This window comes from Mucilaginibacter sp., from assembly GCF_025359345.1.
In the GTDB taxonomy this organism is placed as follows: Bacteria; Bacteroidota; Bacteroidia; order Sphingobacteriales; family Sphingobacteriaceae; genus Mucilaginibacter.
The window spans coordinates 24,189-41,740 of record NZ_JANYGQ010000006.1; the positions used below are offsets into that span (position 1 = coordinate 24,189).

The following is a 17,552-nucleotide window of genomic DNA, read 5'->3' on the forward strand; positions in this document are numbered from 1 at the left end:
TCGCTCAAATTCGTGAAAATTTGTACTGATTAAATTCGCTTTAATTCGTGAAAACTAATGTCGAATAAAAAAGGCCTTGAAATTCCTTTCAAAGCCCTTGATATTAAACAATTTTAATGTTGTTATTCGCCGGCGGCGTGGTCATGCGTAGCTTCCTCGCGGAATAGCTTGGCGCTGAAATAATCGTTATTCATCCGGCTGATGTTGGTCATCTTAATTTCCTTAGGGCATTCCGCTTCGCAGGCACCTGTATTGGTGCAATTACCGAAGCCTTCGGCATCCATTTGGGCAACCATAGCCTGTACACGGCTGTAACGTTCAGGCTGGCCCTGCGGTAACATGCCCAGCTGCGTAACTTTAGCAGATACAAACAACATAGCCGAGGCATTTTTACAAGCCGCCACGCAAGCCCCGCAACCAATACAAGTTGCCGAGTTGAATGCTTCATCAGCTATTACCTTCGGGATAGGAATGGAATTAGCATCGATAGTAACACCAGTGTTTACCGATACGAAACCACCCGCCTGTTGTATTCTGTCGAAAGCTGACCTGTCTACCGCCAAATCCTTCACTACCGGGAAAGCAGCAGCGCGCCATGGCTCAATCACAATGATTTCGCCATCGTGGAAGGTACGCATGTGCAGCTGACAAGTGGTGATGGCATTTTTTGGCCCGTGCGGATGCCCGTTGATATACAGCGAGCACATTCCACAAATACCCTCGCGGCAATCATGGTCGAAATGAATGGGCTCCTCCCCTTTCAGGATAAGGCTTTCATTCACCACATCCAGCATTTCAAGAAACGACATATCAGGCGAAATACCTTCGGCCTTGTATGTCACAAATGCACCTTTGGTTTGGGCATTTTTCTGCCTCCAAACTTTTAGGGTTAAATTCATATTTCCAGTACTCATATCATTAAGTCTTGAGTCTTAAGTCTAAAGTCCAAAGTCGACTAACGACTCAAGACTTTAGACTTAGGACTTATTTATAAGATCGTTGTGTTAAATGAACAAATTCAAAGTCCAATACTTCTTTATTCAGTACCTCCGGTTGGTTATCCCCTTTGTACTCCCACGCAGCAACAAAAGCAAAATTGTCATCGTCACGCAATGCCTCACCTTCGGGAGTCTGCGACTCCAGACGGAAGTGACCGCCGCACGATTCTCTGCGCATCAGGGCATCATCAACCATCAGCTCGCCAAGCTCCAAAAAGTCGGCTACACGGCCTGCTCTTTCAAGTGCCGGGTTAACTTCTTCGTTCTCGCCAACTACTTTAGCATTTTTCCAGAAATCGGCCCTAAGCTCGGCTATCAAACCTTTTGCTTTGGTAAGGCCTTCTTCGGTACGCGCCATCCCACAATACTCCCACATAATGTGGCCAAGGTCGCGGTGGTATTCGTTAACTGTTTTGGTTCCGTTTAGGGCTAATAGTTTGTTAATCCGTGCCAGCACATCCTGTTTGGTTTGCTCAAAAGCAGGATGTTTGGTATCAACAGGTTTCGGGCCTATCTGGGCAAGGTAATCGCCCAGGGTGTAAGGGATAACAAAGTATCCATCAGCAAGGCCCTGCATTAATGCCGAAGCACCAAGGCGGTTTGCACCGTGGTCGCTAAAATTACATTCGCCTAAAGCATATAATCCCGGTACGTTGGTGCTCAGGTTATAGTCAACCCAAAGGCCGCCCATAGTATAGTGCACGGCTGGGTAAATACGCATTGGTTGTTTGTAAGGGTCCTCGTCGGTAATCTGATAGTACATATCAAACAGGTTACCGTACTTGGCCGATACTGCATCTTTACCCAGGCGTTTTATCGCATCGGCAAAATCAAGGAATACCGCAAAACCGGACGTTCCTACACCGCGTCCGTCGTCAACCATTTCTTTCGCGTTGCGTGATGCCACGTCGCGCGGAACAAGGTTACCGAATGAAGGATATTTTCTTTCCAGGAAGTAATCGCGGTCGTCCTCTTTTACCTGGTCGGCGGTTATTTCTTTCTTTCTTAATTTAGTCGCTACTTCAACCGTTTTTGGCGCCCATACCCGGCCATCGTTACGCAACGATTCCGACATCAGCGTTAATTTACTCTGGTGGTCGCCGCTTACAGGTATGCAGGTTGGGTGTATTTGCGTGTAGCATGGATTAGAGAAAAACGCACCGCGCTTATGTGCACGCCACGCAGCAGTAACGTTTGAACCTATGGCATTGGTCGACAAATAAAATACGTTGCCATAACCGCCAGTCGCCAGCAATACGGCATGGCCGCTGTGCGTTTCCACCGCGCCGGTTATCAGGTTACGGGTAACAATACCTTTAGCATGCCCGTCAATTGTTACTACATCCAGCATTTCGGTGCGGGTGTACATTTTCACCTTGCCAAGGTGTATCTGGCGGTTTAATGCCGAATATGCACCCAACAATAATTGCTGTCCCGTTTGGCCACGTGCATAAAATGTACGTGATACCTGCGAACCACCGAATGAGCGGTTATCTAACAAGCCGCCGTATTCGCGGGCAAAAGGAACGCCTTGTGCCACGCATTGGTCAATAATATTTACCGACACTTCGGCAAGGCGGTATACGTTGCCTTCGCGGGCGCGGTAATCTCCACCTTTAATAGTATCATAAAACAGGCGATAAACGCTGTCGCCGTCGTTCTGGTAATTTTTGGCAGCATTTATACCACCCTGCGCAGCAATAGAGTGCGCCCGGCGGGGGCTGTCCTGGAAACAAAATGCTTTCACATTGTAGCCCAACTCAGCCAACGATGCCGCTGCTGCTCCGCCCGCCAAACCTGTACCTACAACTATTACATCGTATTTACGCTTGTTGGCCGGGTTAACCAGCTTTAAGTCAAATTTATGCTTGCTCCATTTTTCGGCCAATGGCCCTTTTGGAATTTTTGCATCTAAAGTCATCTCTTATATCTGTTTTGAGAACCAAGAATCAAGAGTCAAGAATCAAGATAAACCTGAAAAAATCGTCTGTTTTACTTAGCTCTGTTTTTGCATTTTTTTAACTAACTCCAAATGTCTTTTGTCTTGACTCTTGGTTCTTGATTCTTGACTCTATTTACCTATACTCTGCAGGTAATAAACTACCGGCATTGCCGCAAATCCTATCGGGATAATTACCGCGAACAGCCAGGTACCAATTGCATAAACTATCGGTGTATATTTCCGGTGAACCCAGCCCAGCGTGCGGAATGCACTCTGGAAACCATGCAGCAGGTGGAATGATACCGCGAACATGGCTATCACATAAAATATTACATATAATAAGTTGCTGAAGCTGTTTGCTACACGTGCATGCAAATCTTTCACCCTTACAATTTCAACATTGTTTTCAACCGATACACTTTTTTCGAAATCGGGTGTTACCGGGTTGTAGGCAACCGAGGTGGTTTTGTCAGTAGCAAGGTCGGTACGGTATTCTTTATAAACTATCTTGTGGCTGTATTTGTAAGCAAACCAAAAGTCGCTCATGTGTATCACTATAAACAAAAACAAAATTGAGCCCAGCAGCCCCATGTTTTTCGACGACCAGGTTGCCGGCGATTTGTTTACCGTTGCATACGATACCGGCCTGGATTTGCGGTTTTTAATAGTCAAAATCAATGCATACAGCGCATGCACCAAAATGGAAAGATAAAGGAGGTAGGCAATAACTTCTATCGGCGGGAAGTGTGTTAAGAAGTTGGCGTACAGGTTAAAGCCAAAACCATCATCGTTTCTGAACAGCAGCAGGTTGCCGCCAAGGTGTACAATTAAAAACGTACACAAAAACAAGCCCGTTAAAGCCATTATCAGCTTCTTCCCCAACGATGAGTTAAAGGTTTGTTTGAATTCGCTCATTATATGTCAAGATTTATTTCCGCAAAAGTATTTATTAAATACTAAAAGATATTAATGGAAGCAGCTTATTGAGTATGAAATAACTATTTAGAAACGTTCTAAGTTACTTATTTAGAGATTAGCGATTAGAGGTTAGAAGGACTAAAAATAATTGTTATTTTCGGAGCGTTGTTCCTTATCTCATTAACTTTTATCAAATGAAATTCCCCTGCATTATTTTACTTGGTTTATTGGTAGCCGCCGGCTGTAAAAAACAGGCAAACGTTGAATTTTCCGGCAGCATACCGGGCCTTAACGCTGGCGTATTTACTATTAAAACACTTGGCGACAGCACCGTTTATGGCGAAAACATAAAAGACGGCAAGTTTGCTATCCCGCAAAAACACCTTGGGCGTCCGGGCTATTTTAAATTGAACATTACGGATGATGCAAAAAATGATGGCCACAACCCTTTCGAGGTTTACCTGGAAGACGGGAAATATACCATTGAGGCAAAGGCCGATGAGCTTTACAAATATCCTAAAATTACTTCAACCTCAAAAATACAGGAGCAGCTTTCGATGTTCTACACACTGGCTGATAACATGAGTGCCGAAACGCAACTACAGATCGTAAAGATCAATAAAAACCTCACCGATAACGTAAATAAACTTTCGCCCGATGCATATACTGCCCTGCTGACCAAACTACAGGAGTACCAGTCAAAAATGCGCGATGTTAACGCTACTGCATTTAAACAGTTTTTAAAACAATATCCGCAGAGCGAGATCAGTGCGCATATTCTTTCGAAGCTGGATTATGAAGGCGACCCGGTTACCTATTATGCTATTTTCAAAAGCCTTAGCCCTGCTGCCCAAAGCAGCGAAGATGGCCAGGAAATTGGCGACAAACTGAGCCATATGATAAAATTGGTGGCCGGCAAACAGGCGCCAGTGCTGGAAGGTAAAACACCGGATGGCAAAACATTCGACCCGAAAAGTGTGCATAAGAAAATGATCGTGATTGATTTCTGGAAAGCAGGCAACGCATTCAGCCGCAAAAACCACGACCAGGTAAAATCGCTGCTGGCACAGGATGGTATAGGAAAAAAAGTTGAATTTATAAGCGTATCGCTGGATTCAAAATCAGACTGGTGGACAACGGCTTTAAAAGACGACAAGCTGACCTGGACCCAGGTATCAGACTTAAAAGGCAACGACTCGCCCAATGCAGCCAACTACAACATCACCGAAATACCAACCTACTATTTGCTGGACGGGCAGTGGAATATTATTGTACCGAAAATTCCGCTTAAAACTTTAGAATTTGAGATATCGCAGTATTTGAAGAAGCATTAGTAAATTCATTCGCGATCCCACATGTTCTGCCAGAGATTTAAGTTAACTCACAAAAATTCTTCAAATATTTAAAGGGCCATCGGCCCGGAACATATTGTAGCCGCGGGTTTCAACCCGTGGTAGATTGATTAAAAAATAAAGAGTGCCATCGGCACGAGCCATAGTTATGTGTAAATATTCAAAAATATTGGTCGAACCTACGGTTCTGAATCCATTTCGTCTTTAATCCACGGGTTAAAACCCGTGGCTACAATATCAGGCCGAGGCTACGCCTCTTTATTTAACCTAAGCATCTGCAGCAAAAACCCATATATTTTTTATGGGTTAACCTAAACTCGAGAACCCCTGCGGGAACGGAGCGACTTTCGACTCAAGACTATCGACTTAAGACTATTACCTTACAACCCATTCGCTCTAACAGTAATTTCAGCAATATCAAGCACCTGTATTTCCTGTTCTTTGTTTTCATGCTTAACGCCATCGCGCAGCATGGTCATACAAAAGGGGCAAGCGGCAGCAACAACTGTGGCTTTACTTTCCAGTATATCGGCCATGCGTTCAACGTTGATATCTTTGTTGCCTTTCTCGGGTTCCTTAAACATCTGTGCGCCCCCTGCGCCGCAGCACAGGCCGTTGCTTTTGCAGCGTTTCATTTCAACCAGGTCGGCATCCAAAATTTCAAGCGCTTTGCGGGGCGCTTCGTAAACGTTGTTACCGCGGCCAAGGTAGCATGGGTCGTGGTAGGTTATCTTTTTGCCTTTAAAGCTTTCACCACCTTCGGCTGTTAGCTTGCCTTCGTCAATTAACTGTTGTATAAGTTGCGAATGATGGATTACTTCGTAATTACCACCCAGCCCTGGGTATTCGTTTTTAATGGTGTTAAAACAATGTGGGCAACCCGTTACTATCTTTTTTATCTCGTAAGCATCCAGCACCTGTATATTGGCCATGGCCTGCATCTGGAACAAAAACTCATTACCAGCACGTTTGGCAGGATCGCCGGTGCAGCTTTCTTCGGTGCCAAGTACGGCAAAGCTTATACCTACGTGGTTTAGTATTTTGCAAATATCTCTTGTAATCCGCTGTGCGCGCTCGTCAAAACTGCCGGCACACCCTACCCAAAACAATATTTCGGGTTGTTTACCTTCGGCAGCCATTTCGGCCATAGTTGGAATATTTTGGCTCATTATTTATGCTTTTGCTTACAACCTAACCAATTGATTCATTGGCCTCTGTTATAAACTCGTTTATACTTTTATAATTTAAAAATGCAATCGCTGAATTGATAGTAGTTAATTGGTTAAGAATGTCGAGCGCTAAATTTAATGCATTACTTTCGTTTCCAAACATATTAGCATCCCAGTTAACTCCTGCCAAAACTTCTTCATTAGCCATTTCGACACACCAACTTTCTAAAAATTCAGCTAATGGAATTTGCGTCGGAACATATCCTTTCCATTCATTAGTTGCGCAGGCTTTCGCATAAGCCCGGTCTGACCAAAACGGAATTACACTAATTTCATCGTTTTCATTTGAAGTTGAATTTGCCCAGCCCTGCTTATCCTTCAATCCCCACACAAGTTTTGATGCAGCAATCCTTTCAATAAATAATTTGTACCCGTTTTCTGTTGTTGCAATGTCCTGTAGCATTTTTCTTCTTCTTATTTATCGATATCCGCATCTGCCCAGTTAAATCTATCTGCTGCGCTATATTTCCATGGTGCGCCGTTATTCTCCACGTTACCAAACATATTGTTAATGCTTGCCGGTGCCTGCGATTCTTCCATCACCGCGTAGCGTCGTAGTTCCGTTATTATTTCAAGCGGGTTAATGTTCACGGGGCAGGCCTCAACACAGGCATTGCAGGTGGTACAGGCCCAAAGCTCTTCGCGGGTAATGTAATTGTCCAGCAGGGCTTTATTGTCAGTATAATCTTTTCCGTGTTTATCAATATTGTTGCCCACCTCGGTTATCCTGTCGCGGGTATCCATCATTATTTTGCGGGGCGATAGCAGTTTACCCGTAATATTTGCGGGGCAAACCGAGGTGCACCTGCCGCATTCGGTACAGGTGTAAGCCTCCATCAGGTTTTTCCAGGTAAGGTCGGTTACGTCTTTTGCGCCAAAACGCTGCGGTTCTCCGGTTGTTTCGGGCACAAAGGAAGGATCGAGCATTGCCTTTACCTCACCTGTTACCGAAGCCATATTTGTAAACTCCCCTTTTAGGTGCAAATTGGAATAATAAGTATTTGGAAAAGCCAGCAGGATATGAAAATGCTTTGAATAAGGCAGATAATTTAAAAACGCAAGTATACCTATGATGTGGAACCACCAACAGCCACGCTCGATTAGTTCAAGCCCTGCAGCACTATCCGGCAACAGCGGACTAAGCAACGAACTCACCGGGAAACTGCCCGCTTTTATATAGTGCCCGAAATTTAGTAATTGTAGCTTATGATCGGCGGCGTTCATGGTTAAAAAGGCCGTCATTAATAGTATTTCGATGATAAGAATGTAATTAGCGTCGGATTTTGGCCATTCGGTCATCTCTGTGCCGCTAAAGCGTTTAAGCCGAACAATGTTGCGCCTGCACAAAAAAACCACACAGGCAGTAAGTACCAAAATAGCCAGGAACTCAAATCCGCCAATAAGCAGATCATACAGCCCGCCCAGCGGCTTTGAAAATATGCGGTGCGAGCCGAAAATACCGTCGATCATTATCTCCATTACCTCCAGGTTAATGATAATAAAGCCCACATAAATAAAAAAGTGCATTACAGCAGCTAGCGGGCGTTTTACCATTTTGGTTTGGCCAAGAGCAATTTTCGCCATCGTTTTCCAGCGCAGGGCTGGGTTATCCGAGCGATCGGCGGGACGTCCAAGCAAAATATTGCGCCTTATTTTGCCAACATTTTTGCTAAAAAGATAAATGGCCGCAGCCAGGATGATGATAAACAGTATTTGTGCAATCATTATGCGTGCATAGTAATTTTTTCAAAGTTATATTTATTGTTGTAAAGATAAAATTGAATTAGCTGATTGAGTTGAATATTTAGAATTAGTTGATTGAGTTGGACAGGTTGGGTGAGTTGAGTGACGAGCAATCCTTATTTTCAGCCAAATTATTCCAGTTCAGCTTAATTAATTCTCTACATTTTCAGCGACTTACATCTTTTTTCAAAAAAAATCATCCTAAAATAAAAAAAACGCTACATTTGCAGTCCTTAAACGGTCGGTATCATAGCTCAGTCGGTAGAGCAAAGGACTGAAAATCCTTGTGTCGCTGGTTCGATCCCAGCTGATACCACAACTACTAGAAGCCTTAAAGTGTTTACTTTAGGGCTTTTTTATTGCCTTAAAGTGCCTTTCTGACATCAAAATGCAGGTTATTTGTTCTGTTGATTAATCTTTTGTTTGAAGGAGTTGTTTCATTCGATTGTTACTTTCCGATTCGTAATTAAGGAGTTTTAGTGTGTATTTGGCGCACTTTTGGCGCAGTTTTAATGGTAATTTTACATGTTAAGTAGTCATTAAAGGGCTTTTTCATATCAATTTTGATTAAGTGAATAAATAATTATAAAGCCCCACCCAGGTTCGGCGCAATCAAGTGCAAAAGGAAACGATATAAATAGCCTGTGTAGTAGACTGCGGGTTTATGCTCGGCAATCTTTTGCACGCTTCAGCAGCGCCGGTCCTAACTTTGCTGAATAATTATATATCACCACCACCCGCCTTTTTGCCTTTCCAGCTATTCTGATGCCAGTAAAATAAGACACCGAATTATCTGGGTATTACCCCTAAAAACTAAGTGTCTTTAATCATAGTTAGTATTGTTGCTGTTTATCATAACTATTCAATATTCACGGGTACTAGTTTTAGTGTTCTTCCAAATATTTCCTTATGTAAAGCAGGATTGTTAACTGTTTCTGATATTTTATTAATTGCTGATTTAGAACAAACAACTTTGTGGACATCCTTAATTGCATCGAATATTTCTAACCAGATATAGGCACTGAATGCTTTGTTAATCGGGTCAATTTTTGGATTTTCGACCTTAAAATTTGAGTCATTTACCCATTTTAGATATTTCATAACTTCTTTGAGTTGAATATTAGAAATATTGTACTTAATCACCTTCTTGACTTCCGTTAGTAGTGTTGATAAGGAAATATGCTCTCTTGGTGCAGTAGTTTTTATTTCGCCGACTATTTTATAAAGCGGCTTACCTTCATCGTCCGAGATCTTCCCAATTTCACCAGCCGAAATAGCATTGAGAATAATGTTAAAAACGCCATTATCAGATTTATCTATTTCGATTTTACTACTTGAAAGAATGTTTTCCTTGCCGTTGAATCCATAAATCCTATTGCTCTTAGGATTAATTATCAAAATTTCCCTAGGATTTATGTCGAAAATTTCTGGCATTAGCTTTGACCAAATTGCCATAAACTCCTTATTTTTTTCATTAGCCTTGACTTGAAGAAAGCGATTGAAATCTTGAGTTGTAATATTTGCTACCTCGTTTTTACTCGATGTTCTATATATTATTTCGCCTTTTTTTATTTTATAATCTAAAAAATCATTGATTGGAATCAAGACTTGGTTTTGCTTTTCAATTAGTAAGTAGTAGAATTTTCTAGTGCCGCTTTGGAAAAATTGTAAATCTATGCTGACTCCGACTTTAGTGATTTTTTCAAACTTTTGTGTTACAGAATTCAAATCTATTTTGTTAAGTAATTCAAGATTTTTTGGATCGAGACCCACGTCTTCTAAAGTCCCATGTATTTTATCTTCTTTTATACCGAAAATAATAATGCCACCATTCCCATTGCTAAAGGATAATATGTCCTTTCCAAGATTTCGCATCAAAATTTCAACTGGATCATTTAAACCATAAAAATTGAGTTCCAGTTTGTAGTCATACAGATTATTTTCTTTGGGAAACAAACCATGATTTTTGAGGTCATTGATTGTTTGGTTAATATTTTCTTGAAGTTCTTTTAATGTCATATCTTTTAATTCGTCAAAATAATAACTGAGCTTAGAAGCCTTAGTTTTTACTGTTTTTATAGTGGATTAAGTCATACAAACTAATTATTTCTTACAAACTCCACACGTTAAACCATTCTTAGCGCACCTTTTACAATACTTGCAGTTCTTGCAGGCTCTGCAAGGCGTTTCGCCTTTGCAAGTCGCAAAGTTCTTTTTGTCTGAATTATTCGTCGGTTTGATGGAAGTATTGCCGACTAAAGTGCCCATGGCAAGCAAGGAAATTAGGATTAACTTTCTCATTATGATTGGATTTGGTTTAGTAAACTTAATGATAAAAAAATCAATAATTAGATAATGTAAGTTTATACCTTCGAAGTATGGAAGAAAAATACGTTTTTAACGATGAAGCTTTTAATTTGCATTTTAATTGCCCATTAGTTGAGTTGGAGCAATTCATATATAAATCTGAAAAGTGGATAATTAATGCTCGGAAGCGTCCTTTTAGATTTCCAAAAGACGCAATATTTTATAATGAACAGTATAGTACGTTGAAGGTGTTGGAATTGATTCTAAAACTTCGTAAAGGGTTTATTACCAGTGAACAATTCGACGAAAAAGTTAAAATTAAAAAAGTCAGTATAAGTAATTAGTAAATCAACATTGAGCATGACCGCAAAAATGCTTAATGCCTACCGCCTCTAGAACCTCTTCCACCCACATGTTTTGTGCTTCCTGACGGTGTACTTCTTTTGACATAAGTCTTATTACCATTTTTATTAATATAGTATTTCCCTCCACGAGAACCCGTTTGTATAGTGGCGTCATATCCATTACCAGCCTTGTAACTCGTTTCGTAGGTGGAATATGAACTTGAATATTGTTTTGGATCGGCTCCAGGAATCAAGGTGACATTTGAATAGTTTAGCCAAAACCAATCCGAATATGAATGATACCTTGCTTGGATGAACCCGTTTCTCGGTTGTCCTTTTAGCAATAAGACGGTCCCCACTGGCACGTTATAGGCTAATTGGGTAGCTTCATAATCAGAGTACAAATCTGTTGGTTGAACTGATGAAGCAATATAATATGTATTGCAACTAGAAGTGCTTATCCAAATCAGGAAAGCAAAACTGCATATGTGAATTAATCTCTTCATTGTATGGAGGTTAGGCTTTCTCAAAGCTAATAAAACAATTTGTATTATCAAGTTCTACAACTCGGTAAGTCCTAAATGCAAGTTTGGTGCAGGTAATTTTATTACCGATAAATTTAAGACAGTTACATATCAGGGTTTAACCCCTAAAAATTTAGAGTCTTTAAACATTACCAAACAACAGTATTTTTTAAAATAGCATTATATATCCCTGACAAATTAATGCCTTTTATAAATAAGGACATTTATAAAATATTATAGGACTGGTCAAGAAAATGTCCTTGTATAGTCCAATTTCGTTGGCTACCGGGTATTTATTCGAATAGCTTTAAGGTCATTTTAGATTTTTAATACAGAAACTGAATCTGTTACATTTGCTTCATGAGCGATCTTAACAAGCTTGTAGGTTCTAAAATCAAGCAGAAACGACTTGAACTCGGAGTTACACAAAGTGAACTCGGTCAGATATTGCGCTGCACTCAACAAATGATTCAAAACTATGAAGTTGCTTACTGCGCTATGCCAATTTCGATTCTAAATGACTACACGAAACTTTGCAAAGTACCTCTCGATTGGTTCTTTGAAGATGAGTGATAAGGTGTTCTAAATGCCACTCAACCTTATTATCTAAAAGGGGACACTTCGAGTCAACCATATATTTCAACATTAGTAACTTAGTTAAGTTCCCGTTTTAAATAGTTATTAGGCTATCTTTGGATATGAAAGAGCCTACGGAGTATGAGATGTTACTAACGGATGAAGTTGGTCTCTTGGAAGATATTGCTGAAGTTAAATCATTACTTCGCGGTCACCAATATGAATTAAGAAAAGTTCGGAAAGCGTTACTAAAGTATAAATTACTCTCAGTTGTACACATTAGTGACAAGTTGGAGAAAGTAGAAAATTAAGTAAATCTGTACATTCGACTCATGAAGAAATACCACATCCTATCACCGTTACTTATTGTCGCAATAGCATTAATCTCATGGGGCGCTGTCGGTCATAGAACCGTTGCTGCTGTTGCCGAAAGGCATTTACTTCCCAAGTCTGGCAGATTTGTTTCGGCCTTTTTAAACGGGCAACAAATGACGGATGTAAGTAGTTGGGCCGATGAAGTGCGCGGACAGCAACAATATAAGCATACAGCCTCTTGGCACTTCCTTAATCTGCCTTTGGGATTGGGACACGATGAGTTTGTCAAATATATTGGAGGTTTGAACAATGACAATATCTATACCGCTATCTTAAAATCTGAAGAAACGATTAAAGACAATACAGCAAATGTAACTGCCAGGGAAGATGCTCTAAAGTTCCTCATTCACCTTGTGGGCGACGCTCACCAGCCAATGCATGTTTCCCGTAGGGAAGATAAGGGAGGCAATACGATTCAAGTGAGATTCGATGGCAAGGGAACTAACTTACATTCTCTTTGGGATAGTAAGTTGATTGAACATGAGCAATTAAGTGATGCTGATTTAACCGCTGCTTGTGATAAAGCAAAACCTCAAGAAGTTAAAGATTGGCAAAGCGTTGATCCAATGGTTTGGCTGTGGGAAAGCTATCAGATAAGCAGTGAACTTTATAAGGAGGCCGAAGTAAGTAGTAACATAGACGAAGCTTATTATAATAAATGGATTCCAATCATCCATAAACGTATCAACCAGGCGGGGATTAGGTTAGCCGGTGAATTGAATCGAATATTTAAAAACGAGCGAATTAAGATTACTAAGGTAGTATTATCACCTCCACCACCAATTAATGAACCTCCTGTTCCACCAATGCCTGTTCAACTTAAAGAAGTAAAAGACTTCATTGGTCAGAATGTAAAGGTTGAGGGTAAAGTTTATGGGACGAAGGATATGGGTAGCATGGTATTAGTAAATGTTGGTGCAGCCTATCCCAATCAGCTTCTAACTGTTGTTTTAAAAGGGGATGCAAAAACAATAGCTTCTAAGATAGTTGGTAAAACTATTGTAGTTAGTGGCACAGTGGGAGACTATAAAGGCAAACCTGAGATCATAATAACAAACCCTGACCAGTTACTTGGCATACACTAATCCAGCCAGGCATAAAATTTATTATACTTGCAAACAGAATGAGAAACTTTAAAGTTGAAGCCGAAGGTGCAAAGTTTGAATTTATAAGTATGCATGTTAGGGAAGTCAAAGCGTTCCAGGTCTATGTGATCCATGAAGGAGTTAGACGTCGCTTTCATATGCAGCGAGATGTCGTTGGAGACTTTAAAATTACCAATAAAGATCACTGTCCAACGGAATACCATAAGGCGGAAGAACTGCTCAGTAAAGCCATCAAAATATATGGTAATAAGAGTGAACGCGAGGTAGTTCAATAAACGCCAGGCTGATTAAGCCTAGCGTTTAACTTTGGTAAGTGATTGAATAAATCGATGTTGATTCGCTCAACTCAATAGAGATAATATTGTTACTATTGAGAGGCTTGGGATGCTTAAAAATGAGCACGTTTCCAAATGACTCCAGTAACTCAAACGCTTCGGTTATGAGGTAAACAGTTAACTCGGGGTTCACCTGCCCTCTTACGAAGCCATATGAAGTCGTTTTTACAGTAGGAGTTACAAGTTCATAACCAAAGAAATCAGTAAAGGGTCTACTTTGAATTATCTTATTTGCAATTGAGGCCGCATACATTCCTTCAAGTCTTTGCATGATTTTCATTTGGTCAATTTGGCTTGCTTGATGACCTATTGGAATGTTTAGGAATGATAACTGATAATTATACTCAGTAAAGTAGTCATTGTAAAATTGCTCAACTTGGTAGTAAGTTAGGTCCTGCTGTGAAGAAATTACCACCTTATGTGATAATTGTATTGTTTTATGTGTCATAAGGATAAGTTTTTACAAAGCTAGTAAACATTTGAACTTCGAAATGATGTTTTAAAACAAAGTTCCTTGTATGCCATTGATGGGATGTGACGCTCTCACAGGGTGAAACGCAGTAGAAAATGCTGGTTTAGGTTTCGCAACTTGATTAGGCTTTAGCCAAATATAACTTAACAAAGGTTCTGTGAATTCAATGTAGTAGGGCATTTGGTAACCATCAACAATGGTAGTATTAACACTGTAGCCAGTGTAAAACTCGTTGCTAAGGGTGTTCATGTGCGCTACTTCCCCTTTTAAAGAATTAAGGAGCATGTTAACCAGGGCCATTTTACAACATGTATTATCGAGGTCAGCACCATAAAACTTTGAATGACGGTTTTGCTTTGCAGCGGCTAATAACATCCTACCGGAGCCGCATGCAGGGTCACAAATGGTTTCACGATTTTCAATTCCTTCGCCGATAGTCATTGCCGAAATCATCCCGCATATAGGCTCCGGGGTGAAGTATTGTCCGTTGTGACCATTAGATATTGCTTGCATATAAAGTTCCCCCAAAGGGTCGGAAAACCCTTCTGACAGGTCACCTATGATAGTTATCAAGGTGGTAAGTTGAGTGATTTTTGGGTGTGTTTTGTAGGCTTCAAAATTTCCGTTTTGCTCGTCCTGGTCAGCACACATTTTAAAAGGTAAGAGTGTCCAGTTAAGTAGGTCAGCGAATGCAGAATGTAAGTTTTGTCCATGGGCGAAGCGTTCAAACTCTTTGAGTAGTTGTTTGATATCAGTCATTGCAGTAAGTTTAATTCGAGTGAATTCTCGAACAGACGAACTGCTGAACAGCAGCACTAAAGCAAGTTGGAGATTGAGATAATGCGGAGGCTCCCGGGAGGGAAACCCATTATCGAGATCCTATCTTGCAACGAAGTGATATTGTGCTGATGGATCAGCTAACTTTGTGGAGAGAATTGACATATCGGAAGCTTGCACTAAAGATTTGTTTTTAGACTATTCTTGAGATTTATACGGTTTATAAACCTTATTAAGATGAATGACGTATTTTCGAGCGTCGAGCTTTAGATTTGATGGGTTGATGATAAGCTCCTCAAATTTAGGTTTAAGTCCTCTGTCAATAAACATCATTGCTGTTTTTAATTTATCTTCGTCAGATGCCTTTATACCAAAGATTATTTTCGATATTATTGATAAGTTTATAGGTAGAAATATATGCTTGAGGTCGCCACTTAATGTATACCCCTCTTCGTTTTGATTTTTTTCATTATAAATTATGATCAATCTAACTTCTTGCTCATGTTTCCATACTGATGACTTATGAGTTAGAAAGACAGGACCGAATTCATTTTTCGGTTGGATGAATTTATTTCGAAGCTTTACTAAGCTATCTGAGTAATGTACAAAGAGAGGTCCTCCTAAAAGCCTGTGTTTCTTAAAATCCACTTCGAAACAAACCTCTTGGTGATTATTTGAGTAATATGCCCACATTAAATATGAATTTAAATCTTTGTATGTTTTGCTAAAACAGCATAAATAGAAAGATGAGGTTATCTTATTGTAAAGCTTCTTTACTTCTTCATGCTGCACAGTGTCATTATTGATAATTTTCCAACCAGGATGAGGTAAGGGGAGCAAATAAACGCTATTATCTAAAGGATCATTTAATTCGGAAACGGAAGTGAATCTTAAAGATTTGTTTTCTATAGTTCTCCATAATCCATTAAATGAAATGTATCGATAAGCTTTATCAAAGTGGGTTTCATCTTGTCTATTCATAAGTCTAGTGTATGAAAAAATTTATTGTTAATGATAGTAGCTTGTCAATTGGAATATGTTATTTCGTTACCCGATAGGGATGTCCACCGCATTCAAAACAAATGCCGCCCTGTACATGAACATACTCTGGAAACCAACCAGCGCCCTTACAACGACCGCAAATAGTATATGATACAGAATGCAAAACTCCTTTAGACTCCGAATAGACATTTACTTTATTGTTTTGATGGAACTCCCAATGGCACCAATTACACAAAGTTGTTAAATCTTTCTCTTCGTACTCCCACGGTAATCTCCCAACTATGTAGTGTTTATGATGGGCGTGTAAATGATAGGGTTTATCCGCAACTACTATTATATTAGGCTCTGTCGGCCCACCAGGCCACCATATATGAATTTTTTTATCCTTATAATAATCTTGATTATATTCTTCATCTATCCAATAGTGCCCAGTCCAATTGTCGATTGATATATCAAAATCATTTTTCTGTTTAGATTCTGTCGGTCCCTTCCCGCAATTGGAACAGCGGTAACCATCTTTTTTTAGAATTCTGTTCCTAAAGTCCCACCATTCTTGTGTTTCTAATAAAACGTGATAGGGTATATCTGCCGTTTTAAAATCGTTCTTTTCTAGTACATGTTCGTAACTTGGCTTAGCAAATTCTTTTATAAGTTCTTCTCGTTTTTCCTCTTCATAAACCTCTTTAAGTTCTGCATCGAACTCTTTCATTGTCATTCCTATGAAGCGAATAGGATCACAGAACGTATTTACATTCATTTCTTTTTTGCAACAGGATGTCTTTATGAAATAGTCGCCTTCAGGTAATGAGTTATAAAGTTTTAAATCACTTTGGTTAAACGGAGAATTGCAATAGGGACAGCTTGACATATTAAAGACTTAAGTATGTGAATTTACATTATTTATAAATACGTTAATAATCAAGCGCGTTGTCAACTGCATTTATTTAACTCATCGAGTTGAATGGATGCAGTTGCAATATTTCGAGAAGCGAAATATTTATTCCGCTCGCCGCTTTGCGAGTTGAGGGCAACGTTTTAGCAGAGGGAGCCGTCAGGCGGCTGCTAAATATGCCTCACAAGATGTTGGCATTGCATTTGACCAAATGCTATGACAACTTCGAAGCATTGCCCGATGAGCAGGCGAGCAAAATTGTGATGAGCGATTGACTTTGAATTGGTTGAGCGTTGCAAGCGTCACCTGGTCGCCAGACCAAGTGAGAGTGCAGCATTAGCGAAACTAATGAAAAAGGCAAAGAGAGCTCATGTGAAGTACGACTTTGTGCTCACAAACATCATGACAGGCCAATTAATAGCAGGCCAAAGTGGGACATTTTTGTGACCTGGCCATATAAAAGACAAAAAATGTCCTGCTGCAGTGCCGGGTATAAGTGGTGAAAGTTTAGTGTGCTGTAAGCTTACTAAACTGAACGAAGCCTGGCGGGATGTTCTGTAGCACTTAGGAGGAATGAACGCCTTATTTCCCGTATTATCGCAAGCCACGATTTTTAAGTTCGGTATTAACTATTTTGGCTTTGGCTTTGACTTTCGTAAG

General features: G+C 40.2%; 16 protein-coding genes and 1 tRNA gene. 6 read left to right on the forward strand and 11 right to left on the reverse strand.

Annotated elements, in window-relative coordinates:
- Positions 1-122: 122 nt before the first annotated feature.
- The 3 genes from Q0R52_RS03185 to Q0R52_RS03195 form a co-directional block, all read right to left on the reverse strand.
- On the reverse strand, positions 123-914 hold the full coding sequence (locus Q0R52_RS03185; protein ID WP_295792076.1) for a succinate dehydrogenase/fumarate reductase iron-sulfur subunit: 792 nt from the start codon (positions 912-914) through the stop codon (positions 123-125).
- A gap of 70 nt (positions 915-984) precedes the next feature.
- A complete protein-coding gene (locus Q0R52_RS03190) occupies positions 985-2,919 on the reverse strand; it encodes a fumarate reductase/succinate dehydrogenase flavoprotein subunit (protein ID WP_295792078.1) in 1,935 nt (644 codons plus the stop codon).
- Between the two features lie 150 nt (positions 2,920-3,069).
- Positions 3,070-3,855 carry a succinate dehydrogenase cytochrome b subunit gene (locus tag Q0R52_RS03195; protein ID WP_295792081.1) on the reverse strand — a complete coding sequence of 262 codons (786 nt, stop codon included), beginning with the start codon at positions 3,853-3,855 and terminating at the stop codon, positions 3,070-3,072.
- Between the two features lie 197 nt (positions 3,856-4,052).
- On the opposite strand from Q0R52_RS03195, the gene Q0R52_RS03200 reads away from it, so the two are divergent.
- A complete protein-coding gene (locus Q0R52_RS03200) occupies positions 4,053-5,192 on the forward strand; it encodes a thioredoxin family protein (protein ID WP_295792082.1) in 1,140 nt (379 codons plus the stop codon).
- Positions 5,193-5,590: 398 nt separating this feature from the next.
- Here Q0R52_RS03200 and Q0R52_RS03205 read toward each other — a convergent pair whose 3' ends face one another.
- From Q0R52_RS03205 to Q0R52_RS03215, 3 genes are read right to left on the reverse strand one after another with little or no spacing between them, the layout of a single operon-like run.
- The gene (locus Q0R52_RS03205; protein WP_295792083.1) at positions 5,591-6,379 is read right to left on the reverse strand and encodes a (Fe-S)-binding protein; all 789 of its coding nucleotides are present in this window, start codon (positions 6,377-6,379) and stop codon (positions 5,591-5,593) included.
- Positions 6,380-6,401: 22 nt separating this feature from the next.
- On the reverse strand, positions 6,402-6,842 hold the full coding sequence (locus Q0R52_RS03210; RefSeq protein WP_295792084.1) for a DUF2750 domain-containing protein: 441 nt from the start codon (positions 6,840-6,842) through the stop codon (positions 6,402-6,404).
- 11 nt (positions 6,843-6,853) lie between these two features.
- The gene (locus Q0R52_RS03215) at positions 6,854-8,164 is read right to left on the reverse strand and encodes a (Fe-S)-binding protein (protein ID WP_295792085.1); all 1,311 of its coding nucleotides are present in this window, start codon (positions 8,162-8,164) and stop codon (positions 6,854-6,856) included.
- Between the two features lie 261 nt (positions 8,165-8,425).
- Between Q0R52_RS03215 and Q0R52_RS03220 the strand changes: the two genes are divergently transcribed.
- Positions 8,426-8,498 (forward strand) — tRNA-Phe (locus tag Q0R52_RS03220).
- 542 nt (positions 8,499-9,040) lie between these two features.
- Here Q0R52_RS03220 and Q0R52_RS03225 read toward each other — a convergent pair.
- Complete coding sequence (locus tag Q0R52_RS03225; protein WP_295792086.1) at positions 9,041-10,201, reverse strand: RNA-binding domain-containing protein; 1,161 nt, start codon at positions 10,199-10,201, stop codon at positions 9,041-9,043.
- Positions 10,202-10,560: 359 nt separating this feature from the next.
- Between Q0R52_RS03225 and Q0R52_RS03230 the strand changes: the two genes are divergently transcribed.
- From Q0R52_RS03230 to Q0R52_RS03240, 4 genes are all read left to right on the forward strand, one after another.
- Positions 10,561-10,833 carry a hypothetical protein gene (locus Q0R52_RS03230; RefSeq protein ID WP_295792087.1) on the forward strand — a complete coding sequence of 91 codons (273 nt, stop codon included), beginning with the start codon at positions 10,561-10,563 and terminating at the stop codon, positions 10,831-10,833.
- A gap of 884 nt (positions 10,834-11,717) precedes the next feature.
- A complete protein-coding gene (locus Q0R52_RS29300) occupies positions 11,718-11,930 on the forward strand; it encodes a helix-turn-helix transcriptional regulator (protein ID WP_366520846.1) in 213 nt (70 codons plus the stop codon).
- A 335-nt stretch (positions 11,931-12,265) separates the two neighbouring features.
- Positions 12,266-13,393, forward strand: coding sequence for a S1/P1 nuclease (locus tag Q0R52_RS03235; protein ID WP_295792088.1), 1,128 nt, complete (start codon positions 12,266-12,268; stop codon positions 13,391-13,393).
- Between the two features lie 38 nt (positions 13,394-13,431).
- Positions 13,432-13,689: a hypothetical protein gene (locus tag Q0R52_RS03240; RefSeq protein ID WP_295792089.1), complete on the forward strand. Its 258-nt coding sequence runs from the start codon at positions 13,432-13,434 to the stop codon at positions 13,687-13,689.
- A 25-nt stretch (positions 13,690-13,714) separates the two neighbouring features.
- On the opposite strand, the gene Q0R52_RS03245 is transcribed toward Q0R52_RS03240, so the two are convergent.
- From Q0R52_RS03245 to Q0R52_RS03260, 4 genes are all read right to left on the reverse strand, one after another.
- Positions 13,715-14,197: a hypothetical protein gene (locus Q0R52_RS03245; protein ID WP_295792090.1), complete on the reverse strand. Its 483-nt coding sequence runs from the start codon at positions 14,195-14,197 to the stop codon at positions 13,715-13,717.
- 51 nt (positions 14,198-14,248) lie between these two features.
- The gene (locus Q0R52_RS03250) at positions 14,249-14,980 is read right to left on the reverse strand and encodes an N-6 DNA methylase (RefSeq protein WP_295792091.1); all 732 of its coding nucleotides are present in this window, start codon (positions 14,978-14,980) and stop codon (positions 14,249-14,251) included.
- 216 nt (positions 14,981-15,196) lie between these two features.
- Complete coding sequence (locus Q0R52_RS03255) at positions 15,197-15,979, reverse strand: DUF2971 domain-containing protein (RefSeq protein WP_295792092.1); 783 nt, start codon at positions 15,977-15,979, stop codon at positions 15,197-15,199.
- Between the two features lie 58 nt (positions 15,980-16,037).
- Positions 16,038-16,709, reverse strand: a complete 672-nt coding sequence (locus Q0R52_RS03260) for a hypothetical protein (protein ID WP_295792093.1) — start codon at positions 16,707-16,709, stop codon at positions 16,038-16,040.
- Between the last annotated feature and the right edge of the window lie 843 nt (positions 16,710-17,552).